This window comes from Verrucomicrobiia bacterium, from assembly GCA_036405135.1.
Taxonomy (GTDB): domain Bacteria; phylum Verrucomicrobiota; class Verrucomicrobiia; order Limisphaerales; family JAEYXS01; genus JAEYXS01.
In genome coordinates, this window is sequence record DASWYF010000019.1 from 47,832 (window position 1) to 68,501 (window position 20,670).

Here is a 20,670-nt window from a genome sequence, read left to right on the forward strand (position 1 = left end):
TGTCATGCTAAGGTGTAAAGTTCACCTTAATAGACGTATTGCTTATGGAGTTTTTCGCTCAAGTTAGGGAAGCTAAAGTTTCCAAGGTTTGGTTGGCCAGCCTATCCGCGCTGATATTGGCAGTGACAACCGGTTGTGAGAAAACGCCGCCAGAGGCACCGCAAGCCGAAGAGCAGGCAGGGCCGAAACTCTCTGATGAAGTGATGCCAGCCATGAGTGTGGTGGGAGAGCCGTCCAGTGCGCCTCCTCCGGCAACTCCTTCATTTCCAGGGGCTCCGACGGTGGCTGGGGCGGCTCAACCGCAAGAGAAAGCGGGCAGTTTCGATTCTTCTGCGGTGGCTACCAAGGAAGAGGCGGAAGAGTGGATCAACCAGCTCAATTTTATGGTGAGCGAGTATCGGGGTACCTATGACAAGATGCCGCCCGATTTGGAGGAGTTCATCCGTAAAGGATATTTCAAGAATCTTCCGCCTGCTCCTGCCGGGAAGAAATACTTTTTAGACCCTCAATCCAAACAAGTCGTTCTGCAAGACAAGTAATGCCGTAAAACATTCACCAAATCACCGAATCGCCATTTTATGAACAATCTAATCAATCTGCAAAGCGGGACACACCGGCAAAGGGGGTTCACGCTCATCGAATTGCTAGTGGTGATCGCCATCATCGCCATCTTGGCTGGCATGTTGCTGCCCGCATTGGCCAAGGCCAAGGTAAAGGCCATGACGACCAGTTGCCTCAACAACTTGAAGCAATATGGGACGGTGCAAGCGATGTATCGGGATGATACCAGCGGTGAATTGCCATATGCCGGCATTCGCGGGGTGGGTGGCAACGGTTCCTGGGGATGGGATGATGTGGTAGCCAACTATTATGGCGTCACCGTTTCTTCCAACCAGATGCGTGGTTCGATGCCGGCGGTGTGCGATATCAAGAGTTTGCGGTGTCCATCGGATAAAATCCGCAATGAGGCGGATTCGATCACATCGTATCCTTTGCGCCGCAGCTATGCTCCGACTGCCTATGGCGATCCGGAGACTTTATGGCCACCATCACCCGCCAGCCGTCGCGGCTTGGGGCTGATTTGGAACCACGATGCTGCCTATCCGGTCAGTTGGAACACCAAGGATTCGGTGACGTCTCCCATGCCCATGCCGTTTAACCAGCGGGCCATCAATACTGATTTTATTCTTGAGCCTGAGTCTCAGATCAGTCTGACGGAATTCATCCGGAATAACAGCTATATGGGGCATGGCAACTGGGGAAATGTCATTGCCAACGCCAATTCCCACATGAGCACTGGAGCGCCTTCCATCAATGATTTCCACAACAAGTTCATCAACTATGTGTTCATTGATGGGCACGCGGAAAGCCTTGAACCAATTAAAACTCTGGGATCCACCAACCGGACGCTCACAGTGTTAAGCGGTGGCTGGACGATTTTAGCCAAAGACTAACAACTGCCTTTTGCGAAACCCGCCAGCCGAGGGGCTGGCGGGTTTATCTTTTGTCAGCGGGAGGTTTTTAGCAGCCCGGCGATCCGCTCCACATCAAAGACACATCCGCCCCAAGTCCCGCCGCTCACGCCTTGCAATGCTGCCCAGAGTTTGGTGTCTTCCGGCAAGGCTGGGTTCGGGGCCATGTCTGACCGGGAAGCCCTTGCTGCCAGAACCTTGGCTCCTTCTTCCGGTGTGAAGCGTAGGCCTGCTTCTCCGATCAGGTCCAAACTGCCTGTAAGGGTGTTGCGGTCCACGATGATGCGGATCAAATCACCATCGAGCAGTTTGCCAATGGGACCGCCCGCCAGGCCTTCCGGCCCGACATGGCCGATACAAGCTCCTGTTGAGACGCCGCTGAACCGCGCATCTGTGATGAGTGCCACCTGTTTGCCGAAAGGCAGGAATTTCAGCGCGGAGGTTACTTGGTAGGTCTCTTCCATGCCGGTGCCCATTGGGCCGATACCCACCAGCACCATGATGTCACCGGCCTGGATGCGCTTTTCCTTGATGGCCGTGATGGCCGCCCGTTCGCTGGTGAAAATCCGTGCCGGACCTTCCTTGCGATAAACATTGTCCGCATCCACCACGGAAGGATCAATGGCCGTGCTCTTGATGACCGCGCCCTCAGGAGCCAGATTGCCCGTAGGGAAGGTGACCGTGCTGGTCAGTCCGCGTGCTTTCGCTTGGGCAGGGGACATGATGACGTCATCGGGATTGATGCCGTCCTGTTGCTGCAAGATATCGCGGAACTTCTTCCGTCGTTCCGAACCTTCCCACCAGTTCAGCACTTCATCCAAGGTGCAACCCGCCACCGTCATTACCTTAGTATCCAGTAAGCCCAGTGTGCGCAGATGCAACATCACTTCCGGCACACCGCCCGCGAGAAATGCCCGCACCGTGGGATGATGCACCGGCCCATTCGGCAACACGCTAACCAAGCGGGGAACCGCACGATTCACCTCGATCCAGTCATTAACCGTGGGCCGCTTCAAACCAGCGGCATAAGCGATCGCCGGGATGTGCAGCAATAGATTCGTGGAACCACCAAACGCTGCATGTACCGCCATGGCATTGCGCACCGCTGCATCCGTCAAAATATCCTTCAACTTCAGGCCGCGTTTTTCCAGCTCCATCACGGCACGAGCCGAACGCACTGCGATGTCTGTCCATACAGGTTCACCTGAGGGCGCGAGTGCTGAATGAGGAACGGACATACCGAGCGCTTCCCCAACCACTTGAGAAGTCGCCGCTGTACCGAGGAACTGGCACCCACCACCGGGCGAGCCGCAAGCACGGCACCCGAGATCCGCCGCTTCTGAAAGGCTCACGATGCCATGTGAGAAACGCGCCCCTAGAGTCTGCACCGCACCCGCATCCTCACCATTCGTCGGCGGCAAGGTCACGCCGCCGGGAACGAGCACGCAGGGAAGTTCTTTCGCGCCCGCCAGAGCCATCATCATCGCGGGCAAGCCTTTATCACATGTCGCTACGCCGATGACGCCCGAGCGCGTGGGCAGCGAGCGGATGAGACGGCGCATCACTTGCGCGGCATCATTGCGATAGGGCAAACTATCGAACATGCCCGTCGTGCCTTGCGTGCGGCCATCGCAGGGATCAGAGCAATACGCAGCGAAGGGCAGTCCCTTCTGATCGCGCAATTCATTCGCTGCCGCTTGCACCAAGAGGCTGATCTCCCAATGTCCCGTGTGATAACCGAGCGCGATGGGTTTGCCATCCGGCGCACGCATACCACCCTGTGTGCTGAGGATGAGATATTGTTTACGACCGAGTTCCGAGGGATTCCAGCCCATGCCCGCATTCTGCGTAAGGCCGAAGAGATCGCCGCTGGGGCGATTCAGGAGCATGTCGGCATCGATGGGCAGGCTGCCTTCGGGGCCGGCAGCTTTGGTGCGCACTTCGTAAAGGTTGGGCAGCACACCATCCAAGAGAGGCTGGAGATTCATTCCTTCTTTTTCTTTTTGATTTCCACTGGCGCGGGCGGATTCGTCGGCACCAGGGTCATCGTGTAACCGGACTTCCAGATATACTGCTGGCGGTTCACCGTCATCACGCGCGGCAAAAGTTCGATCTCATTGCCGTAGCACAACAAAACGACTGTTCCAGGTTGGAACGTAAGGTCTTCGAAAATGACTTCACCAAAACCGGCGGCAAACGGCCATTGCTTTGGTTGTTCGAACTTGATGGTTTGAGGAAGCTGGTTGGTGCCGATGGGCGCACCTTTGAACTCGAACTTCACGTCATGAATCTTCAAGGCGGGCTGATTCACCACCATGAGCGGATGTCCATTCGTGCTTTGCTCAAAGCGCACTTCCCATGGTCCTTTCGCATAGCGCTGATGCTCGATGAACCAGTACGCGACGATATACACGCCCAAGGCAATGCCAAAGGAGATGGCGAGATGTTTCCACAAACCTTCAAACCGCATAGAACCGCCAGACAGTCGGCAAGCGGGCGGGATGTGTCAAGCGCCCCCGAAAAGGGGCTGCCGGTAGCACCGGGCGTTTGGATTCGTCCCCATTGCTCCACCCGCGCTTGGTGCTTGCCTGCGGTTCACACTTTGCCAGAGTTCCGTCAGATACGTTTGCAAACCTGCGATTCTTATGCCTTTTAGCATCACTGAAGAGCCGGGCCATTTTTTTGTGAAGCTTTTCGGTGTGCTCACCGCCCGTGATCTCGGCGATTTTGGCGCGGCAGCCTGGGAATTGGAGAAAGCGCAGGCCACGGTCCTGCCGCGCGTCACCGACCTGAGCGAGGTGGAGAACCTGACTGTGGATTTCAGCGCCGTCTGGCAATTGGCCGAGAACCGAAGGAGCCGGACATTTCCCAATAGCTTCAAATCTGCCATCGTCGCCCCCAAGGACCATTTGCTTGGTTACGCGCGAATGTTCCAGACATTGAATGATCACCCGCAGATCACGATAAGGATATTTCGAGATATGGCATCAGCGCGGGAGTGGATCTTGGAAAAGTGAGGGAGCGTGCCCGCCGTCACCGGCCCTCTCCTCGGTGTGTTTGAGGAGAGAGCCAGCGCTGGGCGTTCCCCAATACGTGCGATAGTCCCCACCGTCGCACGCTTCCCATTGCCTCCCTGGCAAATCAACGGACGTGCTGCGTCCCCACAGCCGCCCACGTCCGTATCATTTACCGGCCTATGCCACCTGCGCACCCATCCGCACGAGGCGACACGCTACCGGCAAAAGAACTTCCGTTGACGTGTGACATCATGTGGATGCGCCTGCACAGGTGCATCTATAATTGAAGGGGAGATTTATAAACGGCAGCTTAGGAGCGCGACTCTCCGAGTCGCAGCAACTTACCTAAGCGATAAGCGGCATAATATTTTTGGAGTGTTCAAGCAGGGGTGCTCGTTGCTTCAGATAGTTTGCTCACCGTAAGTCATTTGGACGTTGCTGCGACTCGGAGAGTCGCGCTCCACAAACTCACTCGTGCACCCAGCCACGATCGACCAGCAATTCCTGTCCCGTCACCGCGCGGCTCAAATCACTCGCCAGAAAGAGGGCCACATCCGCCACTTCCTCCGGCTGGTTCAGCGCCGGGATGCATTGGGACTGTCGGATGAGTTTCTTCGCCGCGGGTGTGACGTATTCCTTGAGCTGCCGTTCCGTCATGATCCAACCCGGTGAAATGATGTTCACACGGATGCCACGTGGTCCCAACTCACGCGCGAGCGAACGGCTGAAGCCGATGATGCCTGCCTTTGTGGACACATACGCGCTCATCACCGGCGGACCATTGTGCACCGTGATGGAGGAAAAGTTGATGATAGACGAGCCCGCCTTGAGATGCGGAGCCGCTTCCCGGCACACGAGGAAATAGGCTCGCAAATTCCGCGCGTGCAAGGTATCCCAAGCCTCCGCCGTGGTATCCGCCAAAGCGATGCGCGGATCAGACGCCGCGTTATTGATGACCGCGCGGATGCTGCCAAGCCGTTTTGCCACGCCCTGAATCCACTTGGTGATCTGCTTTTCTTTCATCAGATCCACCTTTGTGAACTGGGCCGCTCCATTCAGCTCTTTCACCAGTGTTTCCGCTGCTTTCACATCTACATCACAGAACTCCACGTGCGCACCTTGCTGGGCAAAGGCACGGACCATCGCGGCACCAATGCCATTGGCGCCGCCGGTGATGAGGACGGTTTGACCCTGCAATTCCGTGAATGAAGCCATGTGGGGAATTTACGATTTTGGATGGACGATTTACGAGCGCAATGTGCTGCCGGATTCCAGCGGGCAGTCAAGGGTGCATAGTAGCCAAGGCGGGTTAAAGGCATCGCCGTTACCCAAAAGGTTGTCAGGTAGAGGTGTGTTTCGGCGGACGTTCTCTTACTGCCGGCTGGAATCCGGCAGCACGGGATCGCGTGCTTCGGCGGTTAAAACTAGCCCGATTTGCACTTCCCCTGCCGCCATGATAGGTTGTTTCAATCCAAGCGAGTTCTTAAACCTCCAAGTCGTTTCAAGGTTATGAATGCTTCCTTCAAAAACACACTCAAGGTGTCGGTCGTCATCGTCTTGTTGCTGGCTGTCGCCCTCGGTTTTTGGTTGCCCCGGGCGTTTCGTCCGGACCCGAAAGCCATTGCTGCTGCTGAAACGCGGATGTGGCAGGCGTATTATGCGGCTGATCCCATCCGTCTGCATACGGAACTGGTCACGCTCATGCAATCCCAGTTCAAAGCCTCGCCCTCTGAAGCCAATGCCATCGCCCAGCGATTGGTCATGGCGGCGTGGAAGTTTGAGACCAGTTCGGAGAACTATGAGGCAGTGGTGTTGCCGGATTTGGAAGTGGCCTTTGACCAGATACGCAAGTTGTCCCATCGCACCTTTGATTCCAAAGAAGCGGCCAGGGCGGAACTGGCGTGGTGGGTGGCTCGTCGAACTCCCGGACAGGACAGTGCCCAGCAAGTGGGGCAAAAGATAGGGGCGGTCTATGCCATCCTTTACGGCTCAGATGAACCTGGCTTCACCGAAGCAGGCGTCTTACGCGCCCAAGCCGGTAAACTGCGGGATGATAGCGGGGCAGGGTGTGATTGGCGGCAGGTGGAGGCGCTTTTACAGAGGTCTTATCAGGCGTTGGTTGAGGCGATTTAGTTTGGCTGCTTGGCCCAAAGGGTCAAAAGATCCAGCCCAAGGCAGACCACTCAAGGTCTGCCTTGGGTAAAATGTTGGCAAATGAGTGCGGCCTGAAAGTCGCCAGAGCATTCTGGTGTCCCTACAGGGCACACTATTTCACCTCACTAAACCTAGGGCAGCCGCCGCATAAAAAGCGGCGGCTGCCCTAGGCTGGACTCTCTTGGCCCTTTGGGCCAAAGCGATACGGCGGTCGTTTTCCTTAAAATTACCATTTGCCATGGCGCGGGGGAGTTAGTATATGTTTCGGCCCCTTGCCTTAGGGCGGGGTAGAAACAGCTAAATTTTACGATTTTATGTCACAGCACAGAAGTCTCCGTGCCTCGAGCACCTTGGGCGCCAAGCGCAACGTGTTGAAGCGCTTTGAACGTGTGGAATTGATGCGCAAGCGCAGCCAGTGGACGGAAGGCCGTCGCGTCACCGGTCTGCCGAAGACCAAGCCTGAGGAATAGTCTTCCTCGCGCTGGTAAATATCCTTTTCGCGGGGCGGGAGTCCGGTAAATGCCGGTTTCCCGCCCAGCCTTTTTTCCCGGAATGAACGTCCGTCTCCAAAAATTCCTCGCCGATGCCGGTGTGGCCTCCCGCCGCGCTGGCGAGCAGATCATTCTGGATGGCCGGGTGGATGTGAACGGCAAGGTCATCACCGAGCTGGGCACCAAGGTGGACCCGGCGCGCGACGTAGTGAAGGTGGATGGGGCTCAAGTCCGGGCGAGAAAGAAGCTCTACATCGCCGTCAATAAACCGCGTGGTTACATCTGCACCAAGATGGACCCGGAACGGCGCAAATGCATCGGTGAATTGCTTCCTGCAGAGTGGGATAATTTGAACACTGTGGGCCGCTTGGACCGTGAGAGCGAAGGCCTGATCTTCATGACGAATGACGGGGATTTCAGCCTGCATCTGACGCATCCGCGCTACGGGATTTTGAAGCGCTATTGGGCTGCGGTGCCGGGCAAGCTGGAGATGAAGCAGATCGAGCCTTTCCTGAAAGGCGTCCAGCATGAAGGCGAACGCCTGCGGGCGGAAGCCGTGCGCATCCTCGAAGCCAGCAACCGTGAGACGACCGTGGAGCTGGATTTGCGTGAAGGGAAGAACCGCGAGGTGCGTCGGATGTTCGAGACGATCAATTTGGAAGTCCTCCGTTTGCGCCGGGTGCAGATCGGCAAGATCAAGCTGGGCGATCTGCCGGAAGGCAAATGGCGGACATTGACAGAACCGGAGATAAAATCTCTACTGACTGCTTCATGAAGATGCCGCAAAAACTGGTGACTCTGGTGATGTGCCTCACGACAGGCGCGGTCATGGCACAGGAGTCTGCCACGGTGAAGGCCACCCGCGTGAATGTGCGCGGCCAGGCGACGTTGAACAGCGAGGTCGTTACCCAGCTCAACCAGGGTGAACCCATCAAGGTGCTTGAGCAGATCACGCTGGAGAAGCCCGGTCCGGGCGAACCTGCCAAGTGGGCCAAGATCGCTCTTCCCGCCAACACCCCTGTGTGGGTGAACGCTTCCTTCATCAAAGATGGCGAAGTGGCGAGTAACCGCCTGAACGTCCGCTCCGGTCCCGGTGAGAATTACAGCGTCCTCGGCCGTCTGGAAAAAGGTGCCAAGGTGCAGGCCATCCGCACGGTAGAAGAGTGGACGGAGATCGTCGCACCGGAAGGAACTTACGCTTTTGTGTCCGTTGATTTCCTCGAGATCAAGGGCGCACCGGAAATCGCCAAGACGGAGGCCAAACCCGCAGAACCGGCCGGAAAACCGGCGGTGAAGGTCAGCAAGACGGAATCTGTCGAGCCGCTGCCTACGGTGAAAGTGGAGAGCGGTGTGCAGCCGGTGACACGGCCTACGGCGGTTGTCGATGCGTCTCCGGTCAAGGTGATGAATGATGCCGCTCCGGTGCCGCCGCCTCAACCTGTGGTTGTGGCCACACCTCCGCCGGTGAAACCGCAGTTGGACCCGGTGACGATTCCCATCCCAGCACCGGCTCCCGCAGTGGAATCTCCCGTAGTCGTGGAACCCGCTCCGCCACAAGTGCGTATCATCACACGTGAAGGCGTGGTACGCACGTCGCTCAGCGTGCAGGCTCCCTCGGGTTATCGCCTGGCGGATCCGGAACGCCGCACGGTGACCGTCAACTATCTTTATGCGGGCGATACGGGATTGGATCTCAAGCAATTCCTTGGTCGCAAGATCCGGGTTTCGGGCAGTGAATCGGTTGATCCCCGCTGGCCGAACATGCCGCTCATCGAGATCAAAACGCTCGAACCCATCGACGAATAGTTTTTAGGTCATGGAAAATCTGATCGACGGGCGTGCCATCGCCGAGCAAATCCACACGGAAACCGCGGCCAAGGTCGCTGAACTAAAAGCCCGCGGCATCCAGCCCGGACTTGTCTTTGTGCGTGTGGGTGATGATCCAGCATCCAAGGTCTATGTGGGGATGAAGGAGAAGACCAGCCAGCGGCTGGGCATCGATTCCAAGACGATCGTGCTGGATGAGAAGACGTCGCAAGCCGATCTCCTCACACTCATCCACAGGCTGAATGCCGATCCAGCAGTGCATGGCATCTTGGTTCAGGCACCATTGCCCAAGCACATCAGCGAGCAGATCATTTTCTCCACCGTGCTCCCGACGAAAGATGTGGATGGGTTCCATCCCGAAAACGTCGGCAAGCTGATGCTCGGTGACACGACCGGTTTCCGCCCTTGCACACCGGCGGGCGTGCATGAACTGCTCATCCGCTCCAACGTGAAGATCAACGGCGCGGAAGTGGTCATCCTTGGCCGTGGCAATATCGTGGGCAAACCGATGGCGGCCATCCTCGTCCAGAAGGACAAGTATGCGGACGCCACCGTGACCGTTTGCCATTCGCGCAGCCGGAATGTGGCGGAACATTGCCGCCGTGCGGACATCATCATCGCGGCGATGGGCGTCGCAGAATTTTTGAAGGCGGACATGGTGAAGCCCGGTGCGGTGATCATGGATGTGGGTGTGAATCGCATTCCGGATCCGACAGCCAAAGGCGGCTCACGTCTCGTGGGCGATGTTGATTTCAAGGCCATCCAGCCGATTGCCGGTCGCATCACGCCGAATCCCGGTGGGGTCGGTCCCATGACCATCGCCATGCTGTTGCACAACACGGTGCGTGCAGCGGAACTGGCGACCAAATAATCAAAATATTTTGCACACTCATTGGCAGTAATCATCTATGAATCCAGCTCGTATCCTTCCTGATCTCCAGTCCTCACTCATGTGCGATGGTGTCCGCCAGCAGTCCAATGGCGACCTGATCGTGCTCGGCGTCATGGGCCTCATCCGCGTGCCGCAGGTGCCGATCACAGCGCAAGTTGTTTTTGTGTTGAATCGCTGGACGGCCGGTGTCGGCCAGTTCACGGAAACGGTTCGCCTGATGGCACCGGATCAGACTACGGTCATCCGCAAAGGCGAGACGAAGTTTGCTTTACAGGACCCGGCGCATTCCGCCACGAACATGATGGGCCTCCAGCAGGTGGAGCTCAAAACGCCCGGTGTTTACTGGGTGGAAGTGCTCGTGGACGACGTGATGAAGCTGCGTTACCCGATGCCTGTCGTGGTGGTGCAACCGCCGCCGGGACAACCCGGTGCAGCTCCAGCTCCGGCGGAGTAATCCCCTCAGCTTAATCTTTCAGAGAGAGGCAACCTATATAGGTTGCCTCTTTTCTTTTATGCAGTGCCAGCGGCACGACCCGATGGTAGCCGTGGGTGAAACCCACGGAATCAATATCGAAGAAGAATATGCGTCGCGTAGCGACGCGGTGAAGTGGTGGGATATTGTCAAAGCGTCACTACGTAACGTGTATCGACTTATATCCGCTAACCGTGGGTTCCCGTTGGTCACCCACGGCTACCATCAGGCCGTGCCGCTGGCACTGAGAGGTTGCTAATACTCAAAATGCGCTGCGCGCCTGAGCCCTAATCTCAATGGCACCCAGCCTAGTAATACGGAGAGAAAACCAAAACCAATCCAACCGGCGAGAACTTTGCTGAGCTGCACTTCCTTTGCACCAGGCCAAGGCGTGCCCATGGCGAGCAAGACCACTGTGGCCACGATGTAGAGGAAACTTAACACGAGGCAGAACGTGCCACCGAAGCCGCTCACGATTTTGCTTGGGTTTTCCTCGCGGAAGTTCGGGTATAGCACGCCAAGCCCTACGGCCAAGCCATTCAGGGTGAGCGTCATGACAGTGATGGCGCCGACGAACATCACGGTGCGTTCCCACGGCAGTTGAAGCATGTGGCAAGAGAGGACGGTCAGGCCCAGCGTCACAATGAGTGAGCCCGCTGTCGTGAGCCAGTACTTGGCCATGACGATTTTGGGCAAGCCTAACGGAGCCATGCCCACGATCCAAACGCGTCTGCCTTCCAAAGAGAATTGCGGGTACACGAAACGTGTGGTGAGTGTGGCGAGATTCAATGCGCTCGCGCCGAGGTTCAAGTATGAGACCACATGTATCCAGAACGGCGCGGTGAGCTGCTGGGAGAAATGGCGCAGGTTGATGATGTAAACGCCCAGCAGACCGAAGAGCATCAGCGTCTGGCCCCATTGTGTGGTGTCGCGCCAGAAGACACGGATGTCTTTCACCAGCATGGCGCGGACATCGCCCGCCATGTGTTTGCTGAACAGGCCAAAGACGCGTTCCAGAAAGCCGACTTCAAAACGGCGCTGACCTTGGAAGCTGCGCCACTTGCGGAACCACTCCCAATGACCGAACAGGCTGCCTCGACTTTGCACGATGGAGGCGGCTTCGTAGAAAGGCTTTCCCAGTTTCGTGAATGACAGGAAGGTGAAGAAGAGCACATTGCTCAACAGCACAAGCACGAAAAAGAGTGCTCCACCGAAGGCGCCTTCCAGCCACTTTAATACACCGCTGGAAAGCCAGTAGCTGGGCAGGACAGGGTTTTGCGCGAAGTCCGTGCGTTTGAGCAAGCGGTCCATCAAGCCCAGCACGCGCGTGTCCTCGAAGTCATCCGGCAACTGCTCCGGCTTGGTGCCGAAGGCGACGTAGAGCAATGCGCTGACGGCGATCGTGATGGCGGCTACTTGGAAAGCCCTTCTGTCCATGAAGCGAGCCAGCAGCACGGCAAACCATGATCCCGCCACGGTGGGCAACACGATGAACATGAGGATCAGGCCGATGGTGACAGGATAGAAATGCCACGGCGCTTTCTGGCTGTTGCCGAAAGCGGCCACGAGCGGGGCGATGAGGAATACGAACGCCCACGAGGCAAGGATGGACGATTCGATGAATTTCCAACGGAATATGGTGCCGCTGGAGACGGGCATCGTCAGCAGAAAGGTGGATTCACGATTTCGAAACAGGTTCGTGAAGCTGATGACGAGATTGCTCAGCATCAACATCGTGAACAGGAATGCAAAGAGCAGGAAAAGCATCCGCTCCACGAGCACTTCACCCAAGCCGGGGAAGTAGGAGACGAAGCGCATGGCTTTGTAGAACAGCATGTAGGCCAGCCAGAGGTAGCAGGCCACGAAAACCATGATGGCACCGCTCAAGAGCCGTGATTGATCGCGGAAGGAGAGCAGCCGTCGCCAGGCTTGAAGGCCATTCGTGCGGATCAACAGCCAGAGTGGTGAGAAGGCTCCGTTCATTTCTTAGGGGCTGGCGTCTGAGCTGTGCCGCGTTCCTCGTTGAAGTTCGCCTCGATGGCTGTGAGGGTCAGGAAACTCTTCTCCAAAGCGCCATCCTGTCCGCTTTGCTTCCGCAGTTCATCCGCCGTGCCTACGGCCACGAGCTTGCCCTGATGGATGATGCCGATGCGGTCTGCCATCTCCTCGGCCACGCTGAGTTGGTGGGTGGAGAGAAATACCGTCATGCCTTTGAGCGAACGCTCCTTCAGCACATCCTTCACCACGCGGGCGTGGTGTGGATCAAGACCGACCATTGGTTCATCAATCACGAACACTTCGGGATCGTGTAAGAGGGCGGAGGCGATGGCGACCCGTTGGCGAGTACCATGGGATAGACCTTCGATCGGTTTGCGCAAGAATTCGTTCAGGTTGAAGCGCTCCACCAAAATCTTGGCCTCTTCCTCGAACCGCTTCTCATCCATGCGGAACATCTGGCCGGTGAAGCGCAGGAATTCCCAAGGCGTAAGTTTGTCGTAGAGGAAAGGAAAGTCAGGGACGTAGGCCAGGCAGCGGCGTGCTTCCAAAGGCTGTTGCTGCACGTCAAATCCGGCAATCAAGGCACGACCTGAGGTGGGTTTAATGAGCCCGGTGAGCATCTTGATGGTGGTGGTCTTGCCCGCAGCGTTCGGTCCCAGTACGGCGAAGAACTCGCCTTTGTTCACGGTGAGCGAGATATGGTTCACGGCGGTGAGATCGCCGAATTTCTTTACGAGGTCCTGTAGTTCAATCATGCGCGTGCGGGGTTCATTGCCTCAATTCATCGTTCACGAGGACCATCTCGTTCGGAAGTTCCACCTTCAAAATTTCACCAACGCGGCTGACTGATACCACGATCTCCTGACCTTCGCCCAGTGTGGCGCGCAGCCGGTAGATGCGGAATTGTGCATAGCCTACGCGGAGCCAGTCATTGTATGCCCGCCATTTTATCTCGGAGGTGGTGCGGCGAGCTTTGGCCACGCCTTCTTCCATGAGCATGCCCACGGCATTACCCACGATGGGGCCTCCGAATTTCACGACGAGCTTCTTGGGGTTCTTCAGATCTTCCAGCGGCACGGTCTGTTCCCAATCCGTGATCGTGTCTGAAAGGCGGAAAGTTGCCGTCTTTTCCGTTGCGATCGTGCGCATCTCGGCAGTGAAGGGGCGCTGGTTCAGGCGGATGGAGAAGTCTTCCCATGCAAAGTTGGTGGCGAACTTCATGGAGGTGAAGAATTTGAAGTGCTGGCCACTTTCCAGGGCGGTGAGGCCGCCATCGGCATCGATGGTGTAGCTGCTCATCTGCTTCACCATGCCGATGGGAGCGTCCAGACTGGAGCGACGGCCGGTGGCTGTCTCTTCACCGATGCTCGCCGACCAACGCACATAGCCGATGCGTTTGCCGCGACGGCGTATCTCCATGTTGGAGTTGTCCGGTGAGGTGAGAATCTTCTCGAAGACGAGGTTTACCGGGATCTCATTACCGGGCTGGAAGCGTCCGCGGATCTCCGATTTCCAGAGGAGATAGCTCATCGTGAGCCAGAAGCCTGCCAGAAGGGTGAACAGGAAACGGTTCAGCATGGGAGTGCGCGTCAGAGGGTCGGGATCTTGAGGACCTGCCCGAGTTTCATGCGTCTTGGGTCCACGCCGGGATTGGCGGTTTTCAGCGCGTTTTCGCTAACTTTATATTGCCGGGCGATCTTGTAGAGGGTGTCACCCGATTGGATGGTGTGGGTGCGGCCTACTGCGGGCTGGTTGAGGCCGGCCTGCGCGATGAAGTTGGTGGCTTGCCCTGGACGCGCTTTCCCGGCTCCCGGATGGAGAGCCGGACTGGGGTTCTGGCTGGCTGCGGCTTTTTGCTGTAATTGCTGTTGCAGTTCCTGCTGGCCCATTTTCATGGCGAGGACTTGCGACATCTGGTTTTGCACCTGTTCGAGCTGGGTTTTGAGCTGTAAATTTTCCCTGGTCATCACATCCAGGCGTTCGAGATCGCGCTGGACCATCTGGTTCACCGGTCCGAGGGACACGGTACGAGCGAGTTCCTGCTTGCAGGTGACGATGCGCTGACGGACGGGCTCGGCGAAATCAGAGTCCGGCTTGAACTTCAGGAACCGCTCCAGGTGATAGATGGCGGCGGAGTAATCCTTGGTACGTTGCTCGTGGAGGATGCCGAGTTCCAGATGGGCTGACGCAGAGCGGGGATTGGCTTCGAGAGCCTTCTCGAAATCTTCCAGCGCACCATTGAAATCCAGATTGTTCACCCGGCGTTTGCCGCTGAGGTAGTAAGGGTCTTTCTGTTCGTCCGCAGAACCGGCGCTGGGCGGAAAGCAGCCGGTGACCGCCACCAAAGCGGCCACGGCCAGTCCGTGCACAAGCGTCCGAGAAAAAATCATGGACGCAAACTAAACGATGCATCCGGGAGGTGCAAGGGCCGGTTGCACCGGCGGGCCAAGAAAGGGACATGAATCACGCGTCTTTAAAAGGATTGCCCGCTGGTTTGTCAGCGGACTTCGCAGTGCTGTCTGGTTCCGTCTTGGGGTGGTCGAACGGATTGCTTTTGGGGACAGTCGCCAGTTCGTTGCGACGGTTCAGGCTCATTACAGCCCCTCCCACATAGATCCAGCCGAGCACGATATGCAAGGCGCAGGCAGCGATAAGACCTTCCAAAGGCAAACCGCCAAGTCCATAGAGTACGATGGCTGCGCTGTAGACGATTGCGGGTGTGAGCAACGCAGCGGCGCTGAGCTTGATTGCTTGGGAGAATCTCAATGCGCGGTCGCTCCAAAAGGCCATGAACTTGGCGATTGGCGCATACAGAAACGCCAGTACAATCCACAGCAGCCATAATCCCATGAATGTTCCGACGATTGCTCCAGTGATAAAGAAGGGGCGGCGTGCACCCCACCAGGGCTGGACATCGGGACGGTTGAGCACGAGCGAGAAGTTTTCGGAATACGGGATGTTGGAGTAGCCGAACATCGAGTAGATGCGGGCTTCTCTTTCGTGCAGTTCGAGCTGGACATCGGCAGACCGTCCGAAGTTGTGCGTGTTCACCGGTGTGACGATGATGGTCAGGCGGCGTGATTCGTTTAACAGGACGGCCTCTTGTTTGGGCCAGGCGAGTTCGCCCCGCAGGATGTAGCCGTTTTCCGGAAGGTTTTGGATGGCTTGATCTACTGCCGGAAGCCATGCCTGAAAGAGAAGTATCAGCACGGCAGCGACACCGCCAGCAGCGACGATGGCCTGGGCGATGAAGAGCCGCCGCCAGGAGCTGCTGCCGAATCCGGCGACGCCGCCAAACGTGATCGGCTGGCCAGCCATCACATCAGGTTTCTTTTCCGGCGGTTGCGGTTTGGTTTCTTCCATCGGCCCAATTTATGCCATGCGGGAGGCGATCCGCTTTGTGGGTATGGTACAGGGTGGGGACGGTAGTGCAAGGCATCCTCACTGGAGCGCGACTCTCTGAGTCGCAGCAATAACCTAGAGTCAGAGGGTGGGAAAAGTTTGATGGTTGCGTGGTTTGAGGCGTTTGTCGTTTTGATGCTCAATGTGCTTAGGTGTGTTGCTGCGACTCGGAGAGTCGCGCTCCGCTGTCGCGTTTCCAGCAGTCGGAGCGGAGCAGGCCCCATTCGTGGGTTTCGTGGGCGATTGAGATGAAGCCGTTTTGTTGCAGGTGCGTGGTGCAGTCGGTGAGGTGATGAGCGGGGAGATTCGTGACGAGGCGGAAGAAACGATACATGGCCCAGAGGATTAGTTGCGCGCGCAGACGGGCGAGGCCGGTTGGTGGGAGATTGAAATCGGAGAGGAGCCAGAGGGCATCGGGTGTGGTGAAGGAGGCGAGCTTGGGGATCAAGGCGTCCAATTGATCGGCGCGGAAGCAATCGAGGAAGAAGTGGGTGGCGATGAGGTCGAAGCTGGTTTCGGCTGGGGACCATTGAAAGATATCGGCGTGGATGAATTGCACGCGGGTTTCATCGGCGTGCGCTTGTTTCAGGGCGTGGCGGGTTTGTTCGATCATTCCGGCGCTGGCATCGACGCAGGTGACTTGGAGGTGTGGATTGCTTTGGAGCAGCGGGATGAGGAAGCGGCCGGTGCCTTCGCCGAGGAGGAGAGCTTTGCGGGCGGCGTGTTGGGCTTGAGCAAGGTGAGCGAGGCGGCAGCGCTGGAGTTTATCGCCCGCGAGGAGGCGTTCCATGAGGCGGTAAACCGGAGCGAGCCGGTCAAAGCTCATGCGGCCTCCGGTTTATTCGTGGCGGGCAGATGTTTCCAGATGAGAAAGGCGAGCAAGGCACCAGCGGCGTAGGCGGCGACATCTGCCCAATCGCTCACGCTGGTGGCTTTCAGGTGTGGACCGATAACTTCAGCGAGGAAGGCCCAGAGCGCGAGGTGAGCGGTGATCTCGAGAAATGAGGGTGGGGCGTGATGGGTGCGCCAACCGCAACGCCAATGCAGCCAGAGAATGGGTGGCAAGGCGGCGGGGATGAGCAGCAGGTCATTGAAGTAACCGTTGAGAAACGCGCCGCCGAAGTGTGGTTTCAGATACCAGCGATTGGCCGCGTAAAGGACCACGGCCAGCAGGAACAACGGATCACGTAGGTATCGGAAGCGCATCGGTTTGATCAAAGGAGAGCAGTCATCACCAATCCGGCGAAGAGGGCGAGAACGGCTTTTAGAATTAACGTCTTTATCACGAGAGCATGGTTGCGAGGTGAAGAGAATTCGTCAAAGGAAATTGTATCGTAATACGATGTATTTGACCGGCTAACAAAAGACAAATCAAGGGAGGGGATGGGAACGGCAGCGACTGAAAAAGCCCGGTCCGTATTGGGGGAGAACGGACCGGGCGCGTACACTAACTAACCAGGACAAGCGGGACTACCGCCAGGGAGATTACTTGTCCTTTTTCTTCGCGGGCGTGATCGCTTCGACCACGTTCGCGTCAGAAACTTTCAACTGCACGTTGTCGCCCACTTTGACTTTGGAGAGATCGACTTCCTTGGCGACTTTGTAGGTCTCGGATTTGTCTTTCTTGCCGTGGGAGACAGTCAGCGTGTGGCTGTCCGAGCTCACGGCTTTGACGGTGCCGCCGTGGCGTTCGCCTTTGCCTTCCTTCTCGGTCTTGGCGGCGAAAGTGGGCAGGGCGAGGACGGTGAGGGCAGCGATGGTTACGAACAGTTTTTTATTCATTTAGAGCCTTTCCGGTGGCCTTGTTTGGTTGCCACCTGGTAATGGTCATTTGTTGGGTTCGACCGGTTGGAAAGGGCGACGTTCAACGGATTTGTTCAGAAAAATGATATATTTTTCGGGGAATGATTTTGTGTAACCAAGGGGTAAAAGGTGGCGTCTAGGCGGTAGCTGGGGAGGAATGCCCAATGACGAAATCCGAATGACGAAGGAACAAATTCACGGGCAGTGCCGTAGGCACGACTCGATGGTAGCCGTGGGTGAAACCCACGTAGACTGGAATAAAGAATTTACGCGTCGCGTAGCGACGCTATGAAACGGTGTTCAGGCGTCACTACGTGACGCATACTGTTCTACTACACACAAACCGTGGGTTCAGCTTTGCTTCACCCACGGCTACCTTCGGGTCGTGCCTCTGGCACTGCCAATGGCGGTTACGATTTTACATTGGGGAACGCACAATCTTCTATTGTTCCAGCGGGCGGCTTGGGGGATACTAGTCTGGCACGCATGAAGGCTTTGTTCGCGACAGGTTTGCTCGTCTTTGCTGCGCTCACGGTGGGCGCGGCGCAGGTGGATTTTTCTCATCAGATCGTGCCTATTTTGCGCGAGCATTGCGCGGAGTGTCACACGGGGGACAAGAAGAAGGGCGGGCTCTCGATCAATACGAAAGCGGAGTTGCTGGCGGGGAGTGAGAATGGTGCGGTGGTGGTGCCGCGGCAGAGTGCGAAGAGCAAGTTCATCGAGGTGTTGGTGACGGCGGATGAGGATTCGCGGATGCCGCCGAAGGGGCCGAGGCTTTCACCGGAGAAGGTGCAGTTGCTGAAAGCGTGGATCGATGGCGGGGCGCAGTGGGAGGAAGGGTTTGCGTTCAAGAAACCGGCGTATGAACCGCCGTTGAAGCCGCGTCGGGTGGAGTTGCCCAAGGCGGTGAAGGGGCGGACGAATGAGGTGGATCGCATCCTCGATGCTTACCTGGCGAAGAACAAATTGAAGACGCCGGAGCCGATCACGGATGCGGAGTTTGCACGGAGGGTGCATCTGGATCTGGTGGGTTTGTTGCCAACTCCCGAGGCACTGGAGAAATTTCTGGCGGACAAGGGCAAGGACAAGCGGTCGCGATTGGTGAACGAATTGTTGGGCAATGATGTGGCGTATGCGGAGCATTGGCTGACGTTCTGGAACGATCTCTTGCGGAATGATTACACGGGCACGGGTTTTATCACGGGCGGGCGCAAGCAGATCACGAAATGGCTCTACACGGCGCTGGTGGAAAACAAGCCGTATGACCAATTCATACGCGAGCTGATCGCGCCGCCATCACCGACGAGTGCGGGTTTCAGCGAAGGCATCAAGTGGCGCGGGAGCGTGAATGCCTCGCAGACGACGGAGATACAATTTGCGCAATCGGTGGGGCAATCGTTTCTCGGCATCAATCTGAAATGCGCGTCGTGCCATGACAGTTTCATTGATCGTTGGAAGCTGGATGAGGCTTATAGCATGGCGGCGATCATCGCGGAGCAGCCGCTGGAGGTAAATCGTTGCGACAAGCCGATCGGGCGCACGGCGAAGGCGGCGTGGTTGTTCCCGGAGCTGGGACAGATCGATGCGAGCAAACCGGCGAAGGAGCGTTTGCAACAACTGGCGGCGTTGATGACGCATCCGGAGAATGGGCGCGTGACGCGCACGATCGTGAATCGTTTTTGGCAGCGGCTGATGGGGCGCGGCATCGTGCATCCGGTGGACGCGATGCAGTCGGAGCCGTGGAATGCGGACTTGCTCGACTACCTTGCGGTGCATCTGGCGGACAACAAGTATGACTTGAAGAAGACGTTGGAACTCATCTGCAATTCGCAGGCGTATCAGTCCAAGGCGCAGGTGCTGGAGCCGGGGGCGGATGATCATGCGTATGTGTATGGCGGGCCGAGGACGAAGCGCATGACGGCGGAGCAATTCACGGATGCGGTGTGGCAACTGACGGGCAGCGCTCCGGCGAAGTTTGATGCGGGTGTGGTGCGCGGCAAGGCGGAGGTGAATGCGGCGACCAAGGTTGATCTGAAAGGGCAGTGGGTGTGGTCTACGGACAATAAGGGAACCAATGTGGCGAAGGCGGGGGAGGCGATCACGTTGCGGCATCGTGTCACGCTGAAAAGTGTGCCGGTGCGGTCAGGTGCGGCGATCTCGGTGGATAACAGTTACACGCTCTTCGTGAATGGTCGCGAACTGGCGGCGGATGATAATTGGATGACGGTGGAGCCGGTGAATTTGGATGGGGCATTAAAGGCGGGGGCGAATGAAATTCTCATCGTGGCGAAGAATGCGGGTGAGGGACCGAATCTCGCAGGAGCTTTCTTTGAGGCGCGCTTTCGTTTCAATGATGGGACGGAGCAGGTCATCGGTACGGATGCGAAGTGGGAGTGGACGAAGACGTTGCCGGATGCGAAGGGGAAATTCGCGACTGCGCCTAAGGATTGGCAACCAGCGGTAGCGGTGAAGGCGCAAGACACCTGGATGATCCGGTTGCTGCAGCCGATTGCCGCCACATTGAATCAAACGGTGTATTCAGAACTGCCGATGGTGCGGGCTTCGTTGGTGAAGTCGGATATGTTGCAACGGACTTTGGGGAGGCCGAATCGCGATCAGATCGTGACGACGCGGCCGAGTGATCTGAGCACGCTGGAGGCGTTGGACTTGAACAACGGACAGATACTTTCAGACCTGCTGGCGAAGGGGGCGGCGAAGCTGGTGGTGGAGCACAACGGGAATACGGAGGCGCTGGTGCAGCATGTGTATGCGCTGGCGCTATCGCGTCCGCCGACGAAGAGTGAACTGGGCATCACGCGTGAGGTCTTGGGGCCAAAGCCGACAGAGCAAGGGGTGCAGGATCTGCTCTGGGCGGTGGTGATGATGCCGGAGTTTCAACTGGTGCGGTGATGTGGGATACTAAGGTGTGATGAAATTTGCGAAAGAGATAGCACAGTGGGAAGGGGGCACCCCTCACCCCGGCCCTCTCCCCTCCGAGGGGCTGTATGGACTGGGTACAAGGTGGACAGGTGTGCGGGGACATGGTGGACACATGGGAGAGGTATGGGAGTGTGTCGTAATTATGCCATGGCCTGTGAAAGACCTGATGAGTGTACGACTTGAGTTCGTGAGTTTAGCCCGC

21 protein-coding genes are annotated in these 20,670 nt (G+C 57.3%); 10 read left to right on the forward strand and 11 right to left on the reverse strand.

What is annotated here, in order from left to right; genetic code table 11:
• Positions 1–122: 122 nt before the first annotated feature.
• Both VGH19_08470 and VGH19_08475 read left to right on the forward strand, forming a co-directional pair.
• Positions 123–539, forward strand: a complete 417-nt coding sequence (locus VGH19_08470; GenBank protein ID HEY1171386.1) for a hypothetical protein — start codon at positions 123–125, stop codon at positions 537–539.
• Positions 540–578: 39 nt separating this feature from the next.
• Positions 579–1,454 (forward strand): type II secretion system protein, encoded by an 876-nt coding sequence (locus tag VGH19_08475; GenBank protein HEY1171387.1) that lies wholly within the window; start codon positions 579–581, stop codon positions 1,452–1,454.
• Positions 1,455–1,507: 53 nt separating this feature from the next.
• On the opposite strand, the gene VGH19_08480 is transcribed toward VGH19_08475, so the two are convergent.
• Positions 1,508–3,460 carry a YjhG/YagF family D-xylonate dehydratase gene (locus tag VGH19_08480; GenBank protein HEY1171388.1) on the reverse strand — a complete coding sequence of 651 codons (1,953 nt, stop codon included), beginning with the start codon at positions 3,458–3,460 and terminating at the stop codon, positions 1,508–1,510.
• A complete protein-coding gene (locus VGH19_08485; GenBank protein ID HEY1171389.1) occupies positions 3,457–3,942 on the reverse strand; it encodes a hypothetical protein in 486 nt (161 codons plus the stop codon). The genes VGH19_08480 and VGH19_08485 overlap by 4 nt, the downstream gene beginning before the upstream one ends.
• A gap of 175 nt (positions 3,943–4,117) precedes the next feature.
• Between VGH19_08485 and VGH19_08490 the strand changes: the two genes are divergently transcribed.
• On the forward strand, positions 4,118–4,489 hold the full coding sequence (locus VGH19_08490) for a hypothetical protein (GenBank protein ID HEY1171390.1): 372 nt from the start codon (positions 4,118–4,120) through the stop codon (positions 4,487–4,489).
• A 468-nt stretch (positions 4,490–4,957) separates the two neighbouring features.
• Here the strand turns inward: VGH19_08490 and VGH19_08495 are convergent, their stop codons facing one another.
• Positions 4,958–5,704, reverse strand: coding sequence for an SDR family oxidoreductase (locus VGH19_08495; protein HEY1171391.1), 747 nt, complete (start codon positions 5,702–5,704; stop codon positions 4,958–4,960).
• A gap of 294 nt (positions 5,705–5,998) precedes the next feature.
• On the opposite strand from VGH19_08495, the gene VGH19_08500 reads away from it, so the two are divergent.
• From VGH19_08500 to VGH19_08525, 6 genes are all read left to right on the forward strand, one after another.
• The gene (locus VGH19_08500) at positions 5,999–6,622 is read left to right on the forward strand and encodes a hypothetical protein (GenBank protein HEY1171392.1); all 624 of its coding nucleotides are present in this window, start codon (positions 5,999–6,001) and stop codon (positions 6,620–6,622) included.
• Between the two features lie 335 nt (positions 6,623–6,957).
• Positions 6,958–7,113 carry a small basic protein gene (locus VGH19_08505; GenBank protein HEY1171393.1) on the forward strand — a complete coding sequence of 52 codons (156 nt, stop codon included), beginning with the start codon at positions 6,958–6,960 and terminating at the stop codon, positions 7,111–7,113.
• Between the two features lie 82 nt (positions 7,114–7,195).
• Positions 7,196–7,909 (forward strand): pseudouridine synthase, encoded by a 714-nt coding sequence (locus tag VGH19_08510; protein HEY1171394.1) that lies wholly within the window; start codon positions 7,196–7,198, stop codon positions 7,907–7,909.
• Positions 7,906–8,940: an SH3 domain-containing protein gene (locus VGH19_08515; protein ID HEY1171395.1), complete on the forward strand. Its 1,035-nt coding sequence runs from the start codon at positions 7,906–7,908 to the stop codon at positions 8,938–8,940. The genes VGH19_08510 and VGH19_08515 overlap by 4 nt, the downstream gene beginning before the upstream one ends.
• 10 nt (positions 8,941–8,950) lie before the next feature.
• The gene (locus VGH19_08520; protein ID HEY1171396.1) at positions 8,951–9,832 is read left to right on the forward strand and encodes a bifunctional 5,10-methylenetetrahydrofolate dehydrogenase/5,10-methenyltetrahydrofolate cyclohydrolase; all 882 of its coding nucleotides are present in this window, start codon (positions 8,951–8,953) and stop codon (positions 9,830–9,832) included.
• 37 nt (positions 9,833–9,869) lie between these two features.
• The gene (locus VGH19_08525; protein HEY1171397.1) at positions 9,870–10,307 is read left to right on the forward strand and encodes a hypothetical protein; all 438 of its coding nucleotides are present in this window, start codon (positions 9,870–9,872) and stop codon (positions 10,305–10,307) included.
• 273 nt (positions 10,308–10,580) lie between these two features.
• On the opposite strand, the gene VGH19_08530 is transcribed toward VGH19_08525, so the two are convergent.
• The 8 genes from VGH19_08530 to VGH19_08565 form a co-directional block, all read right to left on the reverse strand.
• Positions 10,581–12,308, reverse strand: coding sequence for a hypothetical protein (locus tag VGH19_08530; protein ID HEY1171398.1), 1,728 nt, complete (start codon positions 12,306–12,308; stop codon positions 10,581–10,583).
• Positions 12,305–13,078, reverse strand: a complete 774-nt coding sequence (locus VGH19_08535) for an ABC transporter ATP-binding protein (protein HEY1171399.1) — start codon at positions 13,076–13,078, stop codon at positions 12,305–12,307. The genes VGH19_08530 and VGH19_08535 overlap by 4 nt, the downstream gene beginning before the upstream one ends.
• A gap of 13 nt (positions 13,079–13,091) precedes the next feature.
• The gene (locus tag VGH19_08540; protein HEY1171400.1) at positions 13,092–13,901 is read right to left on the reverse strand and encodes a hypothetical protein; all 810 of its coding nucleotides are present in this window, start codon (positions 13,899–13,901) and stop codon (positions 13,092–13,094) included.
• Positions 13,902–13,912: 11 nt separating this feature from the next.
• Entirely contained in the window at positions 13,913–14,713 is an 801-nt protein-coding gene (locus VGH19_08545; GenBank protein ID HEY1171401.1) for a LysM peptidoglycan-binding domain-containing protein, read from the reverse strand.
• 73 nt (positions 14,714–14,786) lie between these two features.
• The gene (locus tag VGH19_08550; protein ID HEY1171402.1) at positions 14,787–15,686 is read right to left on the reverse strand and encodes a hypothetical protein; all 900 of its coding nucleotides are present in this window, start codon (positions 15,684–15,686) and stop codon (positions 14,787–14,789) included.
• A gap of 187 nt (positions 15,687–15,873) precedes the next feature.
• Entirely contained in the window at positions 15,874–16,551 is a 678-nt protein-coding gene (locus VGH19_08555; protein ID HEY1171403.1) for a class I SAM-dependent methyltransferase, read from the reverse strand.
• On the reverse strand, positions 16,548–16,931 hold the full coding sequence (locus VGH19_08560) for a hypothetical protein (GenBank protein ID HEY1171404.1): 384 nt from the start codon (positions 16,929–16,931) through the stop codon (positions 16,548–16,550). The genes VGH19_08555 and VGH19_08560 overlap by 4 nt, the downstream gene beginning before the upstream one ends.
• Positions 16,932–17,210: 279 nt before the next feature.
• On the reverse strand, positions 17,211–17,507 hold the full coding sequence (locus VGH19_08565) for a copper-binding protein (protein ID HEY1171405.1): 297 nt from the start codon (positions 17,505–17,507) through the stop codon (positions 17,211–17,213).
• Positions 17,508–17,873: 366 nt separating this feature from the next.
• Between VGH19_08565 and VGH19_08570 the strand changes: the two genes are divergently transcribed.
• Positions 17,874–20,438, forward strand: coding sequence for a DUF1549 domain-containing protein (locus tag VGH19_08570; protein HEY1171406.1), 2,565 nt, complete (start codon positions 17,874–17,876; stop codon positions 20,436–20,438).
• Positions 20,439–20,670 lie beyond the last annotated feature (232 nt).